Origin of the sequence: Nitrosospira multiformis (assembly GCF_900111585.1) — a bacterium.
GTDB classification, from domain to species: domain Bacteria; phylum Pseudomonadota; class Gammaproteobacteria; order Burkholderiales; family Nitrosomonadaceae; genus Nitrosospira; species Nitrosospira multiformis_B.
The window spans coordinates 438,730-458,233 of sequence record NZ_FOHI01000002.1 but is presented as its reverse complement, the minus strand read 5'-3'; the positions used below and the strand labels follow the sequence as shown (position 1 = coordinate 458,233).

Annotated in this window: 18 protein-coding genes; 12 read left to right on the top strand and 6 right to left on the bottom strand. The window is 55.1% G+C overall.

The annotated features are described in order from the left end of the window. Positions 1-68: 68 nt before the first annotated feature. Positions 69-2,786, bottom strand: a complete 2,718-nt coding sequence (gene polA, locus BMW46_RS05090) for a DNA polymerase I (protein ID WP_074705486.1) — start codon at positions 2,784-2,786, stop codon at positions 69-71. Positions 2,787-2,807: 21 nt separating this feature from the next. On the opposite strand from polA, the gene BMW46_RS05085 reads away from it, so the two are divergent. Genes BMW46_RS05085 through BMW46_RS05070 form a run of 4 tightly spaced genes read left to right on the top strand, consistent with a single transcriptional unit; the run spans position 2,808 to position 5,755 of the window. Further along, positions 2,808-3,536: an LOG family protein gene (locus tag BMW46_RS05085; protein WP_074705484.1), complete on the top strand. Its 729-nt coding sequence runs from the start codon at positions 2,808-2,810 to the stop codon at positions 3,534-3,536. A 55-nt stretch (positions 3,537-3,591) separates the two neighbouring features. After that, a complete protein-coding gene (locus tag BMW46_RS05080; RefSeq protein WP_074705481.1) occupies positions 3,592-3,957 on the top strand; it encodes a DUF2782 domain-containing protein in 366 nt (121 codons plus the stop codon). A 57-nt stretch (positions 3,958-4,014) separates the two neighbouring features. Beyond that, the gene (locus BMW46_RS05075) at positions 4,015-4,965 is read left to right on the top strand and encodes a homoserine kinase (protein ID WP_074705478.1); all 951 of its coding nucleotides are present in this window, start codon (positions 4,015-4,017) and stop codon (positions 4,963-4,965) included. 52 nt (positions 4,966-5,017) lie between these two features. After that, positions 5,018-5,755 carry a BPSS1780 family membrane protein gene (locus BMW46_RS05070; protein ID WP_074705477.1) on the top strand — a complete coding sequence of 246 codons (738 nt, stop codon included), beginning with the start codon at positions 5,018-5,020 and terminating at the stop codon, positions 5,753-5,755. A gap of 102 nt (positions 5,756-5,857) precedes the next feature. Here the strand turns inward: BMW46_RS05070 and BMW46_RS05065 are convergent, their stop codons facing one another. Both BMW46_RS05065 and BMW46_RS05060 read right to left on the bottom strand, forming a co-directional pair. Next, the gene (locus tag BMW46_RS05065; protein ID WP_074705475.1) at positions 5,858-8,086 is read right to left on the bottom strand and encodes a UvrD-helicase domain-containing protein; all 2,229 of its coding nucleotides are present in this window, start codon (positions 8,084-8,086) and stop codon (positions 5,858-5,860) included. Positions 8,087-8,285: 199 nt separating this feature from the next. Beyond that, the gene (locus tag BMW46_RS05060; protein ID WP_074705472.1) at positions 8,286-9,158 is read right to left on the bottom strand and encodes a phosphoribulokinase; all 873 of its coding nucleotides are present in this window, start codon (positions 9,156-9,158) and stop codon (positions 8,286-8,288) included. Positions 9,159-9,508: 350 nt separating this feature from the next. Here BMW46_RS05060 and rplM point away from each other — a divergent pair, with 350 nt between their 5' ends. After that, positions 9,509-9,943, top strand: a complete 435-nt coding sequence (gene rplM / locus BMW46_RS05055; protein ID WP_074705470.1) for a 50S ribosomal protein L13 — start codon at positions 9,509-9,511, stop codon at positions 9,941-9,943. 2 nt (positions 9,944-9,945) lie between these two features. Continuing rightward, positions 9,946-10,338 carry a 30S ribosomal protein S9 gene (gene rpsI, locus BMW46_RS05050; RefSeq protein WP_074705467.1) on the top strand — a complete coding sequence of 131 codons (393 nt, stop codon included), beginning with the start codon at positions 9,946-9,948 and terminating at the stop codon, positions 10,336-10,338. Between the two features lie 4 nt (positions 10,339-10,342). Here rpsI and BMW46_RS15315 read toward each other — a convergent pair whose 3' ends face one another. Continuing rightward, positions 10,343-10,489: a hypothetical protein gene (locus BMW46_RS15315; RefSeq protein WP_177171034.1), complete on the bottom strand. Its 147-nt coding sequence runs from the start codon at positions 10,487-10,489 to the stop codon at positions 10,343-10,345. A 17-nt stretch (positions 10,490-10,506) separates the two neighbouring features. Here BMW46_RS15315 and argC point away from each other — a divergent pair, with 17 nt between their 5' ends. The 4 genes from argC (at position 10,507) to erpA (ending at position 13,485) form a co-directional block, all read left to right on the top strand. Then, positions 10,507-11,535 carry an N-acetyl-gamma-glutamyl-phosphate reductase gene (gene argC / locus BMW46_RS05045; RefSeq protein ID WP_074705464.1) on the top strand — a complete coding sequence of 343 codons (1,029 nt, stop codon included), beginning with the start codon at positions 10,507-10,509 and terminating at the stop codon, positions 11,533-11,535. A gap of 321 nt (positions 11,536-11,856) precedes the next feature. After that, a complete protein-coding gene (locus BMW46_RS05040; protein ID WP_074705461.1) occupies positions 11,857-12,630 on the top strand; it encodes a DUF6776 family protein in 774 nt (257 codons plus the stop codon). Positions 12,631-12,639: 9 nt separating this feature from the next. Next, positions 12,640-13,065: a bactofilin family protein gene (locus BMW46_RS05035; RefSeq protein ID WP_074705459.1), complete on the top strand. Its 426-nt coding sequence runs from the start codon at positions 12,640-12,642 to the stop codon at positions 13,063-13,065. A 78-nt stretch (positions 13,066-13,143) separates the two neighbouring features. Continuing rightward, on the top strand, positions 13,144-13,485 hold the full coding sequence (erpA, locus tag BMW46_RS05030) for an iron-sulfur cluster insertion protein ErpA (RefSeq protein ID WP_217638608.1): 342 nt from the start codon (positions 13,144-13,146) through the stop codon (positions 13,483-13,485). Between the two features lie 154 nt (positions 13,486-13,639). Here erpA and BMW46_RS05025 read toward each other — a convergent pair whose 3' ends face one another. Together BMW46_RS05025 and BMW46_RS05020 are read right to left on the bottom strand one after the other, a co-directional pair. Further along, positions 13,640-14,740, bottom strand: coding sequence for an anhydro-N-acetylmuramic acid kinase (locus tag BMW46_RS05025; RefSeq protein WP_074705453.1), 1,101 nt, complete (start codon positions 14,738-14,740; stop codon positions 13,640-13,642). Positions 14,741-14,794: 54 nt separating this feature from the next. Then, entirely contained in the window at positions 14,795-16,339 is a 1,545-nt protein-coding gene (locus BMW46_RS05020; protein ID WP_371113493.1) for an OapA family protein, read from the bottom strand. Positions 16,340-16,534: 195 nt separating this feature from the next. Between BMW46_RS05020 and BMW46_RS05015 the strand changes: the two genes are divergently transcribed. Both BMW46_RS05015 and lnt read left to right on the top strand, forming a co-directional pair. After that, positions 16,535-17,722, top strand: coding sequence for a sensor histidine kinase (locus tag BMW46_RS05015; protein ID WP_074705451.1), 1,188 nt, complete (start codon positions 16,535-16,537; stop codon positions 17,720-17,722). Between the two features lie 250 nt (positions 17,723-17,972). Next, on the top strand, positions 17,973-19,466 hold the full coding sequence (gene lnt / locus BMW46_RS05010; protein ID WP_074705741.1) for an apolipoprotein N-acyltransferase: 1,494 nt from the start codon (positions 17,973-17,975) through the stop codon (positions 19,464-19,466). The last annotated feature ends 38 nt before the right edge of the window (positions 19,467-19,504 follow it).

Here is a 19,504-nt window from a genome sequence, read left to right as displayed (position 1 = left end):
TTTTACGGCAATTTTCAGCAATTTAGCAAGCGATACTTCTCCCCTTCCCGCTCTTTTCACCCCTGTGTTCAATGCGCCTGCTCCCAATTTGGTCCGATGCCTACTTCCACCAATAACGGCACCTGAAGTTGCGCCACATTGCCCATGAGCAGCGGCAGCTCGCGCTTTATCGTCTCGATTTCATTTTCCGGCACCTCCAATACCAGTTCGTCATGGACCTGCATGATGAGTTTGCTGCGCAGGTTATGCCGCCGCAGCCAGCCATGCACTTCTATCATCGCGAGCTTGATGATATCCGCGGCAGTACCCTGCATGGGCGCATTGATGGCAGCGCGTTCCGCCGCCTGGCGGCGCATGCCGTTGGAACTGTTGATCTCCGACAGCCACAGCCGCCGCCCGAAAACGGTCTCCACATAGCGGTTTTCCCTTGCAGTTTTTCGTGTCCGCTGCATGTAGTCCGCCACTCCTGGATAGCGGGAAAAATAGCGGTCCATATAGGTTCTGGCCGCGGCCCGCTCAATGCCGAGTTGCGTCGAGAGCCCGAATTCCGACATGCCGTAAATCAGGCCGAAATTGATGATCTTTGCGTACCTGCGCTGTTCGCTGCTCACTGTTTCCAGGGGAACGCCGAATATCTCGGACCCCGTGGCGCGATGGATATCTTCCCCTTGTGCAAAGGCCTTGAGCAGTCCGGCATCCTGTGAAATGTGCGCCATGATGCGTAATTCGATCTGTGAATAATCCGCGGAAATGATCCTGTATCCGCTCGGGGCAATGAATGCTTCGCGGATACGCCGCCCTTCGGCAGTGCGAATGGGTATGTTCTGCAGGTTCGGTTCGTTACTGGCGAGCCTGCCCGTCACCGCGACAGCCTGAGCATAATTGGTGTGCACTCTTCCAGTAACGGGATGCACCATGCGCGGCAGTTTGTCGGTGTAAGTCGACTTGAGTTTGGCAAGACCGCGATAATCCAGCAGAGCCCTGGCGAGCGGATAATCGAGTGCGAGCTTTTGCAGCACATCTTCGTCCGTGGAAGGAACGCCGCTCGGCGTTTTTTTCATGACAGGCAGCTTGAGTCTGTCAAACAGGATTTCCTGAATCTGTTTGGGTGAATTCAGGTTGAATGGCAGTCCGGCAATAGTGCAGGCGCGCTCCTCCAGCGCCAGCATTTTCTCGCCGAGCTCACGGCTTTGCGTTTCCAGCAATTTGAGATCCAGCAGCACGCCGTTGCGCTCCATCTCGAACAAGACATCCATCACGGGCATTTCCAGTGTGCGGTAGATATGGTCGAGCTTTGCATCGTTGTCAATTTCAGCATACAGATGCTGGTGCAGCTGCAGCGTGATATCCGCATCCTCGGCTGCATATTGCGCAGCGCGTTCGATATCCACCTGCTCGAAACCTATTCGGGCAGCTCCCTTGCCGGTAACTTCATCATAGGTGATGGTTTTGATGCCCAGATGCCGCAGCGCAAGGTTGTCCATATCGTGCGGGCGATGGGATTCGAAGACATAGGATTGCAGCAGCGTGTCGTGAACGATTCCTTTCAACCCGATGCCGTGATTGGCGAACACGTGCCTGTCAAACTTCAGGTTCTGCCCCAGTTTGGGGGCGGAGGGGTCCGTCAGCCAGGGTTTGAGCTTTTCGAGTACAAAGTCGAGCGGCAACTGGCTGGGGGCCCCGGTATAACGATGTCCCAGCGGTATATAGCCCCCGTGATGCGGTTCCACGGAAAACGAGATACCCACCAGCTCGGCGCGCATCGGATCAAGCCCGGTCGTTTCGGTGTCGAGTGAAACGAGCGGCGCCGCGGCGATTCGCATCATCCACTCATCAAGTTGCTCCGGGGTAAGAATGGCCTGATAATCGGCCTGCACCAGACTCGAGCCTGCCTGGGCTGAATCCGCAGAAAGCGCATCAGCGCCTCCTTCCGCCTGGGATTCCTGTTGCAGTTCGCGCAACCAGCTCTTGAAATCCAGCCGCTCGTACAACTCCGCGAGCTTTATCGTGTCCGGGGGCTGGGGTCCGAGATCATGCAGGCTGACTGGCAACGAAACGTCGCACTTGATGGAGAGCAGTTGCCGCGATCTGCTCAACCAGTCCAGGGCATTGCGCAGATTCTCCCCTACTACCCCGCCTATTTCGCCAGCGTGGACAAGCAGGTTGTCGAGTGTCCCATATTGATTGAGCCACTTCACCGCGGTTTTTGGTCCCACCTTCGCCACGCCGGGGATATTGTCAACCGCGTCGCCCACCAGCGCCAGATAGTCGAGCATGCGTTCCGGGGGTACGCCGAAACGTCCGAGCACACCGGCTTCATCAAGCATTTCATTCGTCATGGTATTGACGAGGGTCACCTGCGGGTTCACCAGTTGCGCAATGTCTTTGTCGCCGGTCGAAATGATGCAGCGCATGTTCTCGCATTCCGCCTGTTTCACCAGCGTGCCGATCACATCATCCGCCTCTACTCCTTCCACAGAAAGCATCGGCCATCCCATCGCATTTATGCATTCCACGAGCGGCGCAATCTGGGCGGCAAGCTCGTCGGGCATGGGCGGCCGGTTCGCCTTGTACTCGGCGTAGAGCTCATCGCGGAAAGTCTTGCCTTTTGCATCAAATACGCAAGCGCTATAATCGGCCTGATAATCCTTGTGCAAGCGGCGCAGCATATTCAGCACGCCATAGACTGCACCGGTCGGCTCGTTATTGCGGTTGCGGAAATCGGGCAGCGCGTGAAAAGCGCGATACAGATAAGATGAACCATCGACCAGCAGTAGTGTTTTCATTTAACTTCCAAAGGTTTTCCGATGAGCCTGAAAAACAAAGCAGCCCGTACCATGACAAACGATTTCCAGGAGAAGGCATGGTCAGGACGTGAATCCTGGCGCGTGTTCGGGATTATGGCAGAATTTGTCGAGGCAACGGAGCGTCTCCATTCCGTCATGCCCGCGGTCAGTATTTTCGGCAGTGCCCGCACCCTCCCTGATCATCCCTACTATGAGTTAACCGAGCAGATTGCGCGGCAACTCTCTGACGCAGGCTTTTCCGTCATTTCCGGTGGGGGTCCGGGGATCATGGAAGCCGCGAACAAGGGGGCCTATTATGGCGAGTCCCCCAGTATCGGACTGAATATCCAGCTGCCGCACGAGCAGCACCGGAATGTTTATCAGGACGTCAGCCAGACGTTTCGCCATTTTTTTGCGCGCAAATACATGTTCGTCAAACTCGCGACAGCCTATGTAGTGCTCCCCGGCGGGTTCGGCACACTGGATGAACTGATGGAAGCGCTGACACTGGTCCAGACCGGGAAGACGCGCAGAATGCCCATTATCCTGGTTCGTTCGGATTTCTGGCGCGGCATGCTCGAGTGGCTGCAGAATGTACTCGTCGCGGAGGGCATGATCGCCCCTGAAGATATGGATCTGATCCAGGTAATCGACGAGCCGGCAGAGGTGGTGGAGGCGATATTCAAGTATTACGAGACGCGCGGCTTCGAGCCTTCCATCGCGGAACGGGAAATTCAACTCAATCTATAACAGCCAGGGCATTTCGGATAGAATGGTGTATTGACATGACCCGCCGGGAGGCGCCATGCGTCGTATCGTTGTTGCATTGTTATTGAGTTCTGTACTACCAGCGGCGGCGCAATCCAATCAGCCCAAGGATTTGCGACCCATACCGGAAGTGCCGGAACCCCCGGAATTATCGTTGCCTTCGGCCGGTATCGAAGACGAGGAAGAATCGCTTGAGCCGCAGGTTACCATCACCAAGCGCGGAGAGGACCAGATCGAGGAATATCGCCTCAATGGACGCCTCTACATGATCAAGGTCATACCGCGCATAGGGCTTCCGTATTACCTGATCGACAATCGCGGCGATGGCACTTTTTCCACCCACGATACAGGCGGTCTGGATCAGCGTATTCGCCCTCCCATGTGGGTGATACGCGAGTTCTGATTTTCCAGGACAGCCATTGCGCCTGATTAAACTGCTTCTGCCTTACTTTCCTGCTCCATGTCTGTCTTCACCATAGTTACCCATGAGCAGCTTTCCGCGTGGCTGAGAAATTATTCCGTCGGCAAACTGATCAATCTGCAGGGCATTTCTTCCGGGATTGAAAATACGAATTATTTTGTCACCACCAGCCACGGCAAATATGTTCTGACACTATTTGAGAAACTGACTTCGGCGGAACTGCCCTACTATTTGAACCTGATGGCCTATCTGGCGCGCCACGGCCTTCCCTGCCCCAGCCCCGTGGCGGATCTCGCCAATAAATTCCTGGGAGAGCTCAACGGCAAGCCGGCGAGCATTGTCACCTGCCTTCCCGGGAAGTCGCAGGAATCTCCCACGGCAGCGCACTGCGCCGAGGTTGGCGAACTCCTGGCGAACATGCATTTATCCGGCTTATCCTATCCAGAAAAAATGGAGAATTTGCGAGGACCCAGGTGGTGGAAAGCTGCGGCACAGGAAGTCATGGCGTTTCTTTCAGAGGACGAGGTTGCGATTCTCGGGGAGGAATTACGCTTTCAATCATCGCATCGAACGGAAAGCCTTCCGCGCGGCGTGATCCACGCCGACCTGTTTCGTGACAACGTGCTTTTCAACAATGGCGCAATGGGCGGAGTGATCGATTTCTACTTCGCCTGCAACGATGTGCTGCTATACGACCTGGCGATTACCGCAAACGACTGGTGTCTCAACGAAAATGCGGAATTGGACCCGGAGCGGACTTTATCGCTGCTCGGAGCCTATCACCGCACCCGGCCGCTGCTGGAGGCCGAGCGTGATGCTTGGCCGGTGATGCTGCGCGCCGGTGCGTTGCGCTTCTGGCTCTCACGCCTGCAGGATTATCACCTGCCGCGCGCCGGAGAACTTACCCACGTGAAGGACCCTGCTCACTTCATGCGTATACTGAAAAACCATGCAGCAGCACGCTCGAAGCTCGCCGAGGTGTGGATCTGACCGTCAGTTGAACAGCCGGCGGGATGGAAGACGTTTATCGGAGAAAAACAAGATGGATATCAGGCAGGTAGACGGGAGAAGGGGATGGGAATGGATAGCGGAAGGTTTTCAGTTATTCCGTAGAGTCCCCATGGTGTGGATTCTTCTTTGCACCACCCTTCTGCTGATCGCGGCTACCCTGGGACTTATCCCAACGGCGGGCCAATTCATTTTCACGTTGCTCTCGCCGGTATTCCTGGCGGGACTGATGATCGGCTGCAGAACGCTGGAACGCGGAGGGCAACTGGAAATAGCGCATCTCTTTGCGGGCTTTCGCAACCCCGGACCGCTGATTACGATAGGAGGAATTTATCTGGTAGGTCAGGTGCTCATCGTCGGCATATTCATGCTGGTCGGGGGCGACGTGCTGATGAGCCTGCTGCTGGAAGGAAAACGGGTCGATGAAAACGAATTGAAAAACGTATCAGGGGATATGTTATCCGCTTCCCTGGTAGCGCTGACCCTGTCCATTCCTCTCCTGATGGCGACCTGGTTCGCGCCTCTGCTGGCGGTATTCGATGAAATGCCTCCAGTGGAAGCAATGCGAACGAGCTTCTTGGCGTGCGTGAAAAACATCGTGGCATTCCAGATTTACCTGATTGTACTCGTGGCGTTCACGATAATCGCCATGATTCCTTACGGCTTGGGATTTTTTGTGCTGGTCCCGACCGTTTTCGCTTCGATCTACACCAGCTACATGGATATTTTTCAGGAAACCGCAAATTCCGGGGATGTTACGGAAAGCGCATGAATCTCCCGGGAATTCCTGGCGGGGACTGCCCGACCGGAAACGGTGCGGCGACGCGAAAAGTAAAGCATTTCCAGCTCACACCGCCACCCGGGCTCCCAGGGTTTACAATGCAGTCAGTTTTGCATATTCCAGTAACAACCATTTGCTGCCATTGCGGCCGAATTTAACTTCAACCCGCGCATCGGCACCGCGGCCTTCGCAGTTGACGATCACTCCTGCTCCGAACTTTGCGTGAACCACGTTCTGGCCCACCCGCCAAGGCGATGCCGTCGCCTCCTTCACTCCCATTTCCCGGATTGGGGGGCGCTGCGCAACCTCTTGAGTGGGAGAAACCGGCTGCGGTCGCCAAGGCGCTGTCTTCTGCACGGGCTGCAGCCACTTGAGCACGCTCTGCGGTATTTCCTCTATGAATCGAGTGGGAATATTGTAGCGAGTCTGGCCATGCAACATGCGGCTTTGGGCAAAACTCAAATACAGGCGACGCCTCGCGCGCGTCACGGCTACGTACATCAGGCGCCGCTCCTCTTCCAGCCCCCCCGCCTCGTTACGGCTATTATCGTGGGGAAACAAACCTTCTTCGAGACCACTTAGAAATACGCTGTGAAATTCCAGTCCTTTGGCTGAGTGCACGGTCATCAGCTGCAAGGCGTCCTCCCCTCCGCCGGCTTGGTGCTCGCCTGCTTCCAGGGAAGCATGATTGAGAAAAACGGCCAGGCCGTCATCTTCGGCTTCGTGCACGAAGGCAGTCGCCGCAGTGATCAACTCGTTCAAATTCTCCAGCCGGTCGGCACCCTCGCGCTCGGCCTGGTAATGCCTAATCAATCCGCTGTGCTCCAGCATATGTTCGACGATTTCCGGGAGCGGCAGAGTTTCACAAACCTGCCGCATCGATTCGATCAGCACAACGAAGCCCTCGATGCCTCTTCTGGGCCTGTCCGGCTCTTTATTCTCCCCCATTCCCACCGAGGATTTCAGCAAGCCTGACGTGGCGGGTTCTCTGCCCCTGCATTTTTTCAGCATCGCTTCCCAGAGGCTTCCCCCCTGTTGCCTGGCTTCATCCTGCAATTGCTCCAAGCCCCGCAAGCCGATGCCACGCGCCGGGAAGTTGACGATTCTCAGTAGCGCGTTGTCATCTTCCGGATTGGCTATCATTCGCAGGTAAGCCAATGCGTGCTTGATTTCCTGCCGCTCGAAGAAGCGCATGCCCCCGTATACCCGATAAGGCAGCGAGGCATTGAACAAGGCGTGCTCCAGCACACGTGATTGCGCGTTGGAACGATAAAGCAACGCGATCTGGGACAATTGGACCCCCTCCGCACGCAGGGATTTGACTTCATCCACGATAAACGCCGCTTCATCGAAATCCGTCGGAGCGTTGTATACCCGTATCGGCTCGCCGCGCCCTTCTGAAGTCCAGAGATTCTTTCCGAGCCGCCCATTGTTATTGCGTATCAGTGTGTTGGCGGCATCCAGAATATTGCCATGTGAACGGTAGTTCTGCTCCAGTTTGATGATCCTGGGGATGCGAAAGTCCTGTTCGAACTCTCTCATGTTGCCAGTATTGGCACCACGAAAGGCATAAATGCTCTGATCGTCATCGCCCACGGCAAAGACAGCGGTCTTCGGACCGGCGAGCAGTCGCAGCCATTTGTATTGCAGCCGGCTGGTATCCTGGAACTCGTCCACCAGGATGTGCAGGAAACGACCGCGATAATGCTCGCGTATGATTTCGTTGCGCGTCAGCAATTCATAGCTGCGCAGCAACAACTCGGCAAAATCAACCACCCCTTCCTTGTTGCATTGCTGCTCGTAAGATGTATAAAACTCGACCATCTTGCGCGTGTAGTCATCGTACGCTTCCACCTGCGATGCGCGCAGCCCCTCCTCCTTGGCATTATTGATGAACCATTGGACCTGACGCGGAGGAAATTTCTCATCGTCCGCACCCAGATTTTTCAGGATACGCTTGATGACCGCCAGCTGATCGGCGGAATCCAGAATCTGAAATGTTTGCGGCAAACCGGTATCCTGGTTGTGAGCGCGAAGCAGGCGGTTGCATAAGCCGTGGAAGGTACCTATCCACATGCCGCGGGTATTGATGGGCAGCATGGCGGCAATGCGAGCGATCATTTCCTTGGCCGCCTTGTTGGTAAAAGTGACCGCCAATACTCCGTGAGGACTGATCTCGCCGGACTGAATCAAATACGCGATGCGGGTCGTAAGAACCTTGGTCTTGCCGCTGCCCGCACCGGCAAGCACCAACGCCGATTGATGGGGCAACGTCACTGCTTCGAGTTGTTCCGGGTTTAGTGCGGTGAGTAGAGAAGACATACAGCAAAGATTTTTCCGGTCAGGGCACGGGATCGTTCAAGCCGTGCAAAATCGGATTAAAAGCAATGTAGAAGGGTATGATGCTCCTGCATACCCGGCGCCTGGTTCTCCTTCCGGTATAGGGAGTCGCGCGATGCGCAGGAAGGGTGCCGGGTTTGCAGGATGTTTTACTATAACGCTCGGGCGCTATTGCCTGGGGCTACTTTTTGCGGCTTGCCACCACGAGATCAAGAATAAGCGGCGTCAATATGAGCTCTATGGCCAGACCCATTTTCCCGCCGGGAACGACGATGGTGTTCGGGCGGGACATGAATGAGTTGTGAATCATGGCAAGCAGATACGGGAAGTCGACATTCCTCGGATCACGAAACCGGATCACGACGAAACTTTCGTCCAGCGTGGGGATGTCCCGTGCGATGAAAGGATTCGAGGTGTCCACTGTCGGCACACGCTGGAAATTGATATGCGTTTTGGAAAATTGCGGAGTAATGTAATGCACATAATCGTGCATGCGGCGGAGTATCGTGTGCGTCACCGCTTCGGCCGAATAACCACGCGCATTCATGTCACGGTGGATTTTCTGAATCCACTCCAGATTCACGATGGGCACGACACCGACCAGCAAATCGACATATCTGGCCGCGTCCACCGTGTCGCTCTGCACTCCTCCATGCAACCCCTCATAAAACAGCAGATCCGAACCGGGCTTTATCGGCGCCCAAGGCGTGAAGGTGCCTGCCTTCTGTTGATAGGGCGCGGCCTCCTCGTCATTGTGCAGGTACAGGCGCGTCTCCCCGCCGCCGGTTTCGCCGTATTCCTTGAACAACGTTTCCAGCTTCTCGAACTCGTTGGCCTCCGGACCGAAATGACTGATGGGACGTCCTCCGTCCTTTTCGGATTCGGCTACGGCTTTTTTCATGGCATCGCGATCATAACGATGGAAGCTATCCCCCTCCACCACCGCAGCAGTCAGTTTCTCGCGCCGGAAAATATGCTCGAAACTATTCTTGACCGTCGACGTACCGGCGCCGGAAGATCCGGTAACGGCGATGACAGGGTGTTTTTGCGACATACAACTTCTCCTCGGACAAATAGATAATAAGATGATGTTATGGAATCTTCGAACACGTTGCCAGGCGAGCAGGGAGCACCTGTTGTTCAGGGGCTCTTCCTGCAATTTTTGCCTCAATATTCGCTGTAATCTTCCGCCTGCAATTTTAAGGTGCGTTATGATAACCGTTTTCTCAATGATTTTGGTGGGAACAAAAGTCGCCGGCATACGCCGCCTTGCAAAACGAAAATCAGCGAGGAGAGCAGTGTTCGTGCAGATGAATATAACCCCTGCCCCCGGACTCCGGTTTGACATTTATGCATCTCTGACATAGAATGCGCGGCTTTTAGTAAATAAGCAGGGGTAGGTTTGTGAAAACCTTTTCAGCCAAACCACATGAAGTGAATCGGGAGTGGTTCGTGATTGATGCGGGCGGCAAGGTACTTGGACGCCTCGCTGCCGAGATTGCCCATCGTCTTCGCGGTAAGCATAAGCCTATCTATACGCCGCATGTGGATACCGGTGATTTCATTGTCGTGATCAACGTGGACAAGATGCGCGTTACCGGCAACAAGGCTGAAAGCAAGATGTACTATCGCCACAGCGGTTACCCCGGTGGTATATACGAAACGAGTTTCGCGAAAATGCATGCGCGCTTTCCCGGTAGGCCGCTGGAAAAAGCAGTAAAAGGCATGCTGCCGAAAGGTCCTCTCGGCTATGCAATGTTAAAGAAGCTCAAGATATATGCCGGTGCAGCACACCCACACGCCGCACAACAGCCGCGGCAACTTGAAGTCAGGGCTTGATCATGAATGGAACCTACAGTTACGGTACGGGACGGCGCAAAAGCGCCGTAGCGCGCGTGTTCATCAAGCCGGGTAGCGGCGTGATAACAGTCAACAACAAACCCGTGGATGAATTTTTTTCCCGGGAAACGGGGCGGATGATAGTGCGCCAGCCGCTGGAATTGACCGGAAATCTCGATCGCTTCGACATCTTGGTGAATATTCATGGCGGAGGCGAATCCGGGCAGGCAGGGGCGGTGAGACATGGAATTACCCGGGCGCTGATTGACTTCGATGCAACCCTGAAACCTGTATTGAGCAATGCCGGGCTGGTTACGCGTGACGCACGTGAAGTGGAGCGCAAAAAGGTTGGTCTGCGCAAGGCACGACGCCGGAAGCAGTTCTCCAAACGATAAGCTTTTATCTGTCATAAAAAGCCGCCTGCCCGCTGTTTCTGGCGGATAGGCGGCTTTTTTCTTTCTTGTTGGCGCCTGTAATCGTAAAACCTTCCACAGACATCATGCGGATGTCAGGTAGATGCGCCGTGACAACAAATTTTAACCACACGAAAATTTCGAAGAACCATGCTTAAGATTGGCATCGTAGGTGGAACCGGATATACCGGAGTAGAGTTGCTGCGCATTTTGTCTCAACACCCAGAGGTGAGTATCGAGGCAATTACATCGCGCAAGGAAGCTGGCATGGATGTCACCCAGTTGTTTCCAAGTCTGCGCGGACGGATAGAGTTAAAATTTTCCGATCCCGCAGAGGCAAACCTCGAAAAATGCGACGTGGTATTCTTTGCCACCCCGAATGGCATTGCCATGAAACAGGTTCCATCCCTGCTCGATGCAGGCGTGCGGATAATTGACCTTGCGGCCGATTTTCGCATCAAGGATATCACCGTCTGGGAAAAATGGTATGGAATGCCCCATGCCTGCCCCGAACTGGTTGCGGAGGCGGTCTACGGTCTGCCGGAAATCAATCGCGACAGGATAAAGACAGCGCGGCTCATAGCCAATCCCGGCTGTTATCCCACGGCCGTGCAACTGGGTTTCCTTCCCCTGATGGAATCGGGCGCCGTGGATCTGGATCATCTCGTCGCAGACGCGAAATCGGGCGTGTCAGGCGCAGGACGCAACGCGGAAATTCATACCCTTTTTGCTGAAGCAGCGGACAATTTCAAGGCCTATGGGGTATCCGGACATCGCCATCTTCCCGAGATCAGACAGGGCTTGTCGCAAGCGGCAAAACACCCTATCGGTCTGACATTCGTACCGCATCTCACCCCGATGATTCGCGGCATCCATGCCACGCTTTATGTAAAACTTCTTAAAGAAGTCGATTTGCAGGCGTTATACGAAAACCGCTACATGAATGAACCATTTGTCGACGTACTTCCGCCAGGCTCCCATCCGGAAACGCGCTCTGTGCGGGGTTCGAATCTCTGCCGCATCGCCGTCCACCGCCCCCAGGGTGGGGATACGGCCGTCATACTCTCGATTACGGACAACCTTGTCAAGGGTGCGGCCGGGCAGGCAGTGCAGAATATGAACCTCATGTTCGGCTTGCCGGAAACCCTTGCCATCACCCATGCCCCCTTGTTTCCGTAAAAAATCGTAAATAAGCGCGCGGAGCTGCAGTGCTGTCGAAATCAGGTCCATGCGCGCCTCACGAAGATCCAGCCATGCAATGTAAGGTAATTTCCAGAAAATGCATGCCCGACTGTTCCTCGATAAGAGTTAGTCTTTGTCAAGATCGAGGTTCATCGTTAGAATATCCATAGTTGGCTGCGGGTTTCTCTCGACACTTCTCCTGGTAGCGATCAAGGACCCAGCGCCTGCAAGAGAAACTTTCCATTATTTCGATCTGATGCTCTTTTGCGATGTTTCGGATACGCTTGGCTGCCGCTTCAAAGGGCATGACCTGCGCTTATGATAAAGTCGCGTAATAGAAGGCACAAAATAGCTGCGGCGCCAGCCGCGGTCCGATTGCAGACTCCCGCTCATGTCCGCTGGTCGGCTTTTGCCATCCTGCTCGTGGCTGCGCTGATTCTTTCGTGGGGCATGTACGATGCCGGGCGCAAAGCGGGTATTCCCGACAGAATCGAACCCCCGCGTGAAGAAAAAACCGAGGCACCGGAGATGGAGCGGTTGTCGCAGTTGAATGCGCGACTGCAGCACGAGAATGACGAACTGCGCATAAAGATGGCGGGGCTCGATCAGCAGTTGCAAATGGATCAGGCCGCCCGTCAGGACATTGCAAGCCAAGTCAAAACCCTTCAGGGCGAGAATACGCGCCTCAAGGAAGAACTGGGCTTTTTCCAGAATCTTGGTTCTGCTCCCGGCAAGACCGGTCAACGTGTTTCCATCGGGGGCCTGAAGCTTGAAAAAGGTAAACTGCCCGGCGAATACCGGTACAGTCTGCTTCTGGTTCAGTCGGGAGTGCGGGGCAAGGATTTTCACGGAAACCTGGAATTTGCCGTCAACTTTCAGCAGAATGGGGAAAAAATGGTCCAACCCTTGACCTCCAGCGAGACCAGCGACGACCCATCGAAGAAATTTGATGTCAGCTTCCGATTTTATAGGCGAGTGGAAAATACTTTCTGGCTGGCTCCGGAGGCCATTGTCGACAGCTTGCAGGTGAAAGTATTCGAGAAGGGCGAAACGCAGGCTAGGCTCATGCAAACGGTGAATCTGTCTTTGTAAGGAGGGAAAATGTTTGAGAAAATAGGCAGACCGCACAACCAGATCGATTCGCTTATCGGCGTTGATACTCACATTGAAGGAAATATCATCTTCACTGGGGGGGTACGAATAGACGGCCGTGTTACGGGAAACATTACCGGGTTGAGCGACATGCCGAGCACTCTGGTTTTAAGCGATCAGGCGGTCGTAGAGGGTGTCATCCACGTTTCCCATGCTGTGATCAATGGCACGGTAGTCGGCACGATAAAGGTTACCGAGTATGTGGAACTCCAGCCAAAGGCAAAGGTCTGTGGCGATGTACACTATAAGGGCATGGAAATACATCTCGGTGCATCTGTTCAGGGCATGCTGCTCCATACGGAAATCCTGGAACGTGAAAGCAATGTCGTTACATTATTGCCGGCGGCCCAGATCACCGATTTGAAACACGTATAACACTGCAATCTCTCACCAGCCTATTCGGAAACGCTTATGAACGCTCCTTTCAACGACGGTTCGGGTCAGACTGATTCGATGACGAACATCCCAACGCCATTGATCTTTACCGACAACGCGGCAAACAAGGTCAGAGAGCTGATCGAAGAGGAAGGAAACAACGATCTCAAGCTGCGGGTATTCGTGGCAGGAGGCGGATGCTCCGGCTTCAAGTACGGATTCACCTTTGATGAACTGATAAGTGAAGATGACACGGTAATGGAAAAAAATGGTGTCAAACTCCTAGTGGATGCCATGAGTTTCCAGTATCTGGCAGGAGCGGAAATCGATTATCAGGAAAACGCCGAGGGTGCCCAGTTCATTATCAAGAATCCGGGCGCTGCAAGCACCTGCGGTTGCGGCTCTTCATTCTCCGTTTAAGAAATCCTGGTGGGTTAACTCCTGCGCGCTGCGGGTTAACTCTGGGGTTCAAACTCTGCGTTAAGCTGGACCGGAAGCTCACACTCCCTTCCAGCTTCCACTTCCGTCCCTTCATTCAGGGTAAAAGAAAGTCCTGAAGGGGATATAACAGGTCCTAGGCAGAATAGATGGCCCCGAGAAGCCGGGAGCCTTTCGCGCCAGTAACCGAGGGAATATTACCGGGCATGCCCTGGATGAGTTGCCGCGCAAGCCAAGCAAAGGCGAAAGCTTCCAGCCAGTCGGCGTCCACGCCCAGGCTGTCCGTCAATCCAACTTTCCTGTCGGACAATGCCCCCTGAAGGGAGGCGATGAGGTGGCTGTTCCGCGCGCCCCCGCCACACACATAAATTTCGGTCGCATCCCCGCAGTAATCGAGTATACAACGGGCAATTCCGGCGACGGTCAGTTCCAGCAGGGTGGCCTGGACATCGGCCGGGCTCTCATCCCCCTTCAGGTAGCCTTCCATCCAGGTTGTACTGAATAATTCCCTGCTGACGCTTTTGGGCGGGGGAAGGGAAAAAAATGGCAGTGCCAGCAGCTTTTCCAGCAGCACGGAGAGCGTTTTTCCGGTTGCCGCCCACCTTCCGTCCTCATCATACGCTTGCCCGGTATGGCGCGCGCACCACTCGTCCATCATTGCATTGCCCGGGCCGCAATCGAATCCTGTCACGCTTCCACTCCGCGGCAGATCGGTGAGATTGCTGATTCCTCCGATATTGACGATCACGCGATGAACATGAGGATGCGCGAACAAAGCCTGATGAAATGCCGGCACCAGGGGGGCGCCCTGTCCTCCCGCAGCGATATCGCGACTCCTGAAATCGGAAACTACCCTGATTCCAGTGAGCTCTACCAGCAACGGAGAATTGCATAACTGGATGGTGTAACCCGCTTCTGCCTGAGGACAATGACGTATGGTTTGCCCGTGGCATCCGATGGCAGCGACTTCGTGCGGCGCAACGCCGCTTTTGCGGAGCAAGCCCGCCACTGCTTCAGCGTAATGACGGGCAAGCTGATTACCAAGCATCGCGGCACGGTGCAGCTCGTCATGACCCGGAAAATGGAGTTCCTTGAGCTGTTCGCGGAGCTTTCCGGGGTATGGCAGATAGAAGTTGTCGAGCAACACCGGCCGGGGGGCTTCAAAGTCGGCAAGCACTGCGTCGATCCCATCCAGACTGGTGCCCGACATGATGCCGATATAGTACGCCGCTTTCAAATCTCTCCCGGGGACGGGATTTTTATCCAGTCGATCCGTTCGGACCACCCGCCGTTAATCCAGCAGTGCGAGATTGGTGCCGTGCAGCATATCGAGCCTCGCCATCGATGATTTCGTTGATTCGTAAAATGCCGCGAGGTGTGCGGGAGCGATCGGTTTTCCTTCCGGCATCGGCTCCTTCAGAGGATCGCGTTGAATGCCGTCGACACGGAACTCAAAGTGCAGATGAGGCCCGCTCGCCAGGCCGGTGGCTCCAACCCGGCCAATGATATATCCTTGGCGGACACGCTGACCCTTGCGCAACCCTTTGGCGAAAGCCGACAGGTGGCCGTAAACCGTGGCATACGACCCTTCATGCTCAAGGATGATGAAGTTTCCATATCCCCCTTCCCATCCCGCCACCGCCACGATGCCATCGGCCACCGCCTTTACTCCTGTGCCGGTGGGCGCCACGTAGTCGATGCCCTTATGAGCCCGCCATTTTTTCAGGACGGGATGGAAGCGGCCGCTCGAAAAACCGGAACTGATGCGAGAGAATTCCAGCGGCGAGCGCAGAAATACCCTGCGCAGGTTCTTGCCGTCTGGCGTGTAATAACCGCCTTCTCCATCGCCGCTCCCCGGGAAATACACTCCCCGGTAGGGCACTCCCTGGTTGACGAACTCCACCGCCAGCACCCGGCCGGCTCTCGTCGGTTCCCCGTTGCCGTAGAGGGCATCGTACACCACCGTAAAACGGTCACCCTTGCGCAGATCGCGGTGAAAATCTATTTGGGAAGCCAGGATATCCACAATCTGGGAAGCCACGCTGTCCGGAATGCCCGCGCGGTCGATCGCGGCAAAAAGCGAGCTTTCGATCACGCCTGATTTCATCTGGATATGTGTTTCCAGCAATGCCGGCCTGTCGCTCACCACATAGCTGCCGTCGCGTTTTTCCAGCACCACCTGATCATTGCCGCCTGGAAAGTAGCGCAGCAGCAGCAACTCGCCCGCAGCGCTGGTTTCGGCATGCACCATTCTGCCCGCGGCCAGTGGATGCAAGGCCTTCAGATCCGAGGTATCCCGAATGAGGCGCGCCACGTCCTGATTATTCACTTCAAGCCGGGAAAGCAGACTCCCGATGGTATCGCCCTGCTGGATACGTTCATGACGCCAAAAAGTCATGCCCTCCGCCGAGCCAGCGCGAATCTCCGGAATCTCCAGACCGAGGACGACCTGTTCGACCGGTACGTCTTCCACCGCAGTATCGGGGGCAATACCGAAGGCTGCCACCATTCCAAACAACGGAATGCTCGATAACAGTATCAGGCCGCGCAGTGTTTTTCTTGTAAGTGTAAAAGCCTGGCTGTTCCTCACTATCTCAAGTCCCTCATAAAGGAGCCAATGTAATCTGTTTTTTTTGCGCGCCCATGTCTGCTTGTTGCTAGGCATCTCCCTTGTGCGGGAAATCGTCCGGGCGGATCTCTTTTTTATGGGTGCCAGCGTCCGGCTATGGGCTGCTCTCTCTCCCCCCCGTTGCCCATGGCGAAACAGCCAGCCCAATACATCCTTCGTGAGCGTCAGCAGACTGTGCGCGGAACCCCTATTCCTATATCCTCGCATAGGTTCCCTCTTGACGTCGTGGCTTTCAGAATATGAGTCTAGCACAAAATCAGCAACCCATATCAAAGCCACGTGTAAGCCCCCTTTAAAAGGCAAAGGTCCTGCCCCAGGTCAACCTCGATATCACTCCCCGACTTCATCTCCCGATTTGGCAGTAAAATAGCGCGCTCCCAAACTATCGGTTTTTCAGAACTTATGTCTACAGCCGACCCCACCCTGGACCTGCTGGCATATCATGCGTTTCCTCACCTCGCCTCCGCCCTGCGTGTACGCAAGGACGCGATTCTGCGAGAGTGGGAGAAGTCTGTCGCCTGCACCCTGCCCGCGGCTGACGCGCTCACGCTAAGAAATCTACGCGACTCCGTGCCTCTGATCCTGGAAGAGGTGATCGAAGCGTTTTCCTCCAGCCATCCCGTCACTACCCAGGCACTGGTGGAAGGCAGCAGACTGCATGGCGAGTCGCGCTTTCAGGAAAATTACAACATACGCGAACTGGTGGTCGAGTACCAGCTTCTGCGGCGCGTAATGATCGAACAGATTTCCGAAGAATTGAATGGCGAACTGGACGAGACAAGCAATGTTGCCCTGAACATGGCAGTAGATGCAGCGCTGCAAAGCGGAACGGTCATATTCGTCGAGAATCTGCAGCGGCAGCTCAAGTCTGCGACGGAAATCCAGTCCAAGTATCTCTCTTTTCTTTCTCATGATCTTCGCAATCACCTCAGCCAAATCACGCTATATATCCAGATACTTGCAATGAAGCTCGCAAAAATTCCCGAGCTTGCCGACAACGTCGCGGACCTGGAGTCGGTCAGGAGCATCATACTCAAGACCACTGCTGGAATGGATCGCTTGCTGCAATCCGAGCAACTGCGAAAAGGGTACTTTCACTTGGCGATGGAAGCGGTGGATTTGAATTCACTGTTATCTGAAGCAGTCAGGCAGATCACACCGGAAGCGCAATTGAAGGGAATAGAGTTAAGCATCGATGTACCGGAAGGCGCGAAAGTGATCAGTGAAGAAGCGCTGCTGGTACCTATATTGCAGAATCTGCTGGGGAACGCTGTAAAATACAGTTCGGGTGGCCGGATAGAAGTTACAGCCCGTCATAACGCCAGCAGGGAAGATAGTGCCTGGATCCTCAGCGTGAGCGATCAGGGCCCGGGCATTGCGCCGGAAAACCTGACCCACCTGTTCGATGCTTTCCAGCGCGCCGATACCTACGGCAAACCGGGCGTCGGGCTGGGTTTGTCCATCGCTTCAGAAGCGACCCGGCTTTTGGGCGCCAAACTGGAAGTGGAGTCCGTGGTAGGGGTCGGTTCAACCTTCCGGTTATTGCTGCCCCGCCAGATACTGGAAGACGAGGTTTCTGAAGGCACGTGATTTGGCGTCTTTTTGCGGGATAAACACTCGCTCACCGGTATATGTGAGCACGGCATGCTCCGTTGCTGATTATCAGGACTCCTCTTCGTATAAAGCCTGTATGGTATCTTCTCAAGCAAACGGGTTACGAAGATCGAGATCCGGGGGAGTTGATTTGAAAATGGTTTTCTGTCGTTCGATTCCAAAGAAGAGATAGCGCAGAGGGACGCACTATCGCGCAAGCGCGAATCATTGAAGCACATTGAATAAAATAATCCATTCGGAATTACTGGTCTGTTTTCTGCTCGGCGCACTTACCGTTCCCGGTTTTGCGCCGTTTTATCTTTTTCCGATCCCGCTTGCGACCCTCGCGCTGTTATGCCATTTCTGGCGCAACAGTGCGCGACCTCGCGCAGCCGGATTGCTCGGCTTCTCGTTCGGCATGGGGATGTTCAGTGCGGGTGTCACCTGGCTCTATATTTCCCTGCATGATTTCGGCGCGATGCCGATGCCGGTTGCCGTGCTTGTGCTCATTTTTCTGTGCGGCTACCTCGCGCTGTTTCCGGCAATGGCAGGCTGGACCCTGAGAAAACTGGATATCGCCGCCCCTATCGTATGGGCGCTAACTGCGGGGGCGCTGTGGGCCTTGTCCGACTGGCTGCGCAGCGTATTGTTTACAGGCTTTCCATGGCTGACCCTGGGTTACTCCCAGGCCCCGCTCAGTCCCTTGACCGGTTTCGCACCCATTATTGGTGTATACGGCATTTCGCTGCTGGTGGTGCTGAGTGCTGCGCTGCTGTGTTTGCTCGTTCAGAAGGAATTTCGCAAGCCCCTCTATTTCTTACCCCTGCTGACGCTCTGGCTTGCCGGTTGGGGCCTCCAGCAGATTCACTGGACTGAACCGGAAGGCGAACCGGTGACCGTAAGCCTGCTGCAGGGGAACATTCCACAGGATATGAAGTGGCGTGAGGACCAGCTCATCAGTTCCATGGAAAACTACGCCCGGCTTGTACTGCAAAGCGACAGCCGCCTGATCATCACGCCCGAAATTTCGATCCCGCTCTACCGTAACGAAGTATCGCCCATCTATCTTGCCCAGCTAGCCGCCCATGCAAGGCGGAATAATGGCGACATTCTGGTTGGCCTGGTGGAAGCACCGGGTGGCCGGAGCGAATACTATAATTCCATGTTCAGCTTCGGCACTTCCCCTGAACAGAGCTATCGCAAGTATCACCTTGTGCCGTTTGGCGAATTCATTCCATTGAAGCCGGTGTTCGGGTGGATCATCAACGTCCTGAAAATTCCGTTATCCGATTTTTCACGGGGCGCACTCGGGCAGCAGCCCATGAATATCGCGGGGCAGCGGGTCGCAGTGAATATCTGCTATGAAGACGTGTTTGGCGAAGAGATCATCCAGCAGCTGCCGCAAGCCACCCTGCTCGCCAACGTCAGCAACGATGCCTGGTTTGGCCGCTCCATCGGGCCCCGACAGCACTTGCAGATATCCCAGATGCGGGCCCTTGAAACAGGACGCTATATGGTGCGGGCAACCAATACAGGAGTCACGGCAATCATCGACGAGCGCGGGAGAGTGTTGCAGGAGGCGGAAATATTCACCACCACCGCCCTGCATGGCACAGCGCAGGGGTTTGCCGGCGCCACGCCCTACGTGCGATTCGGCAACAGCCTGATTCTCGGGCTTTGCGGAATATTGCTGGGACTTGCCGTGTTATCCGCTTTTCGCGAAACCCGCAAAAAACGGTAAAATCGCGTTCTCACGCAGTTTTACGGCGTCTCTTGCTG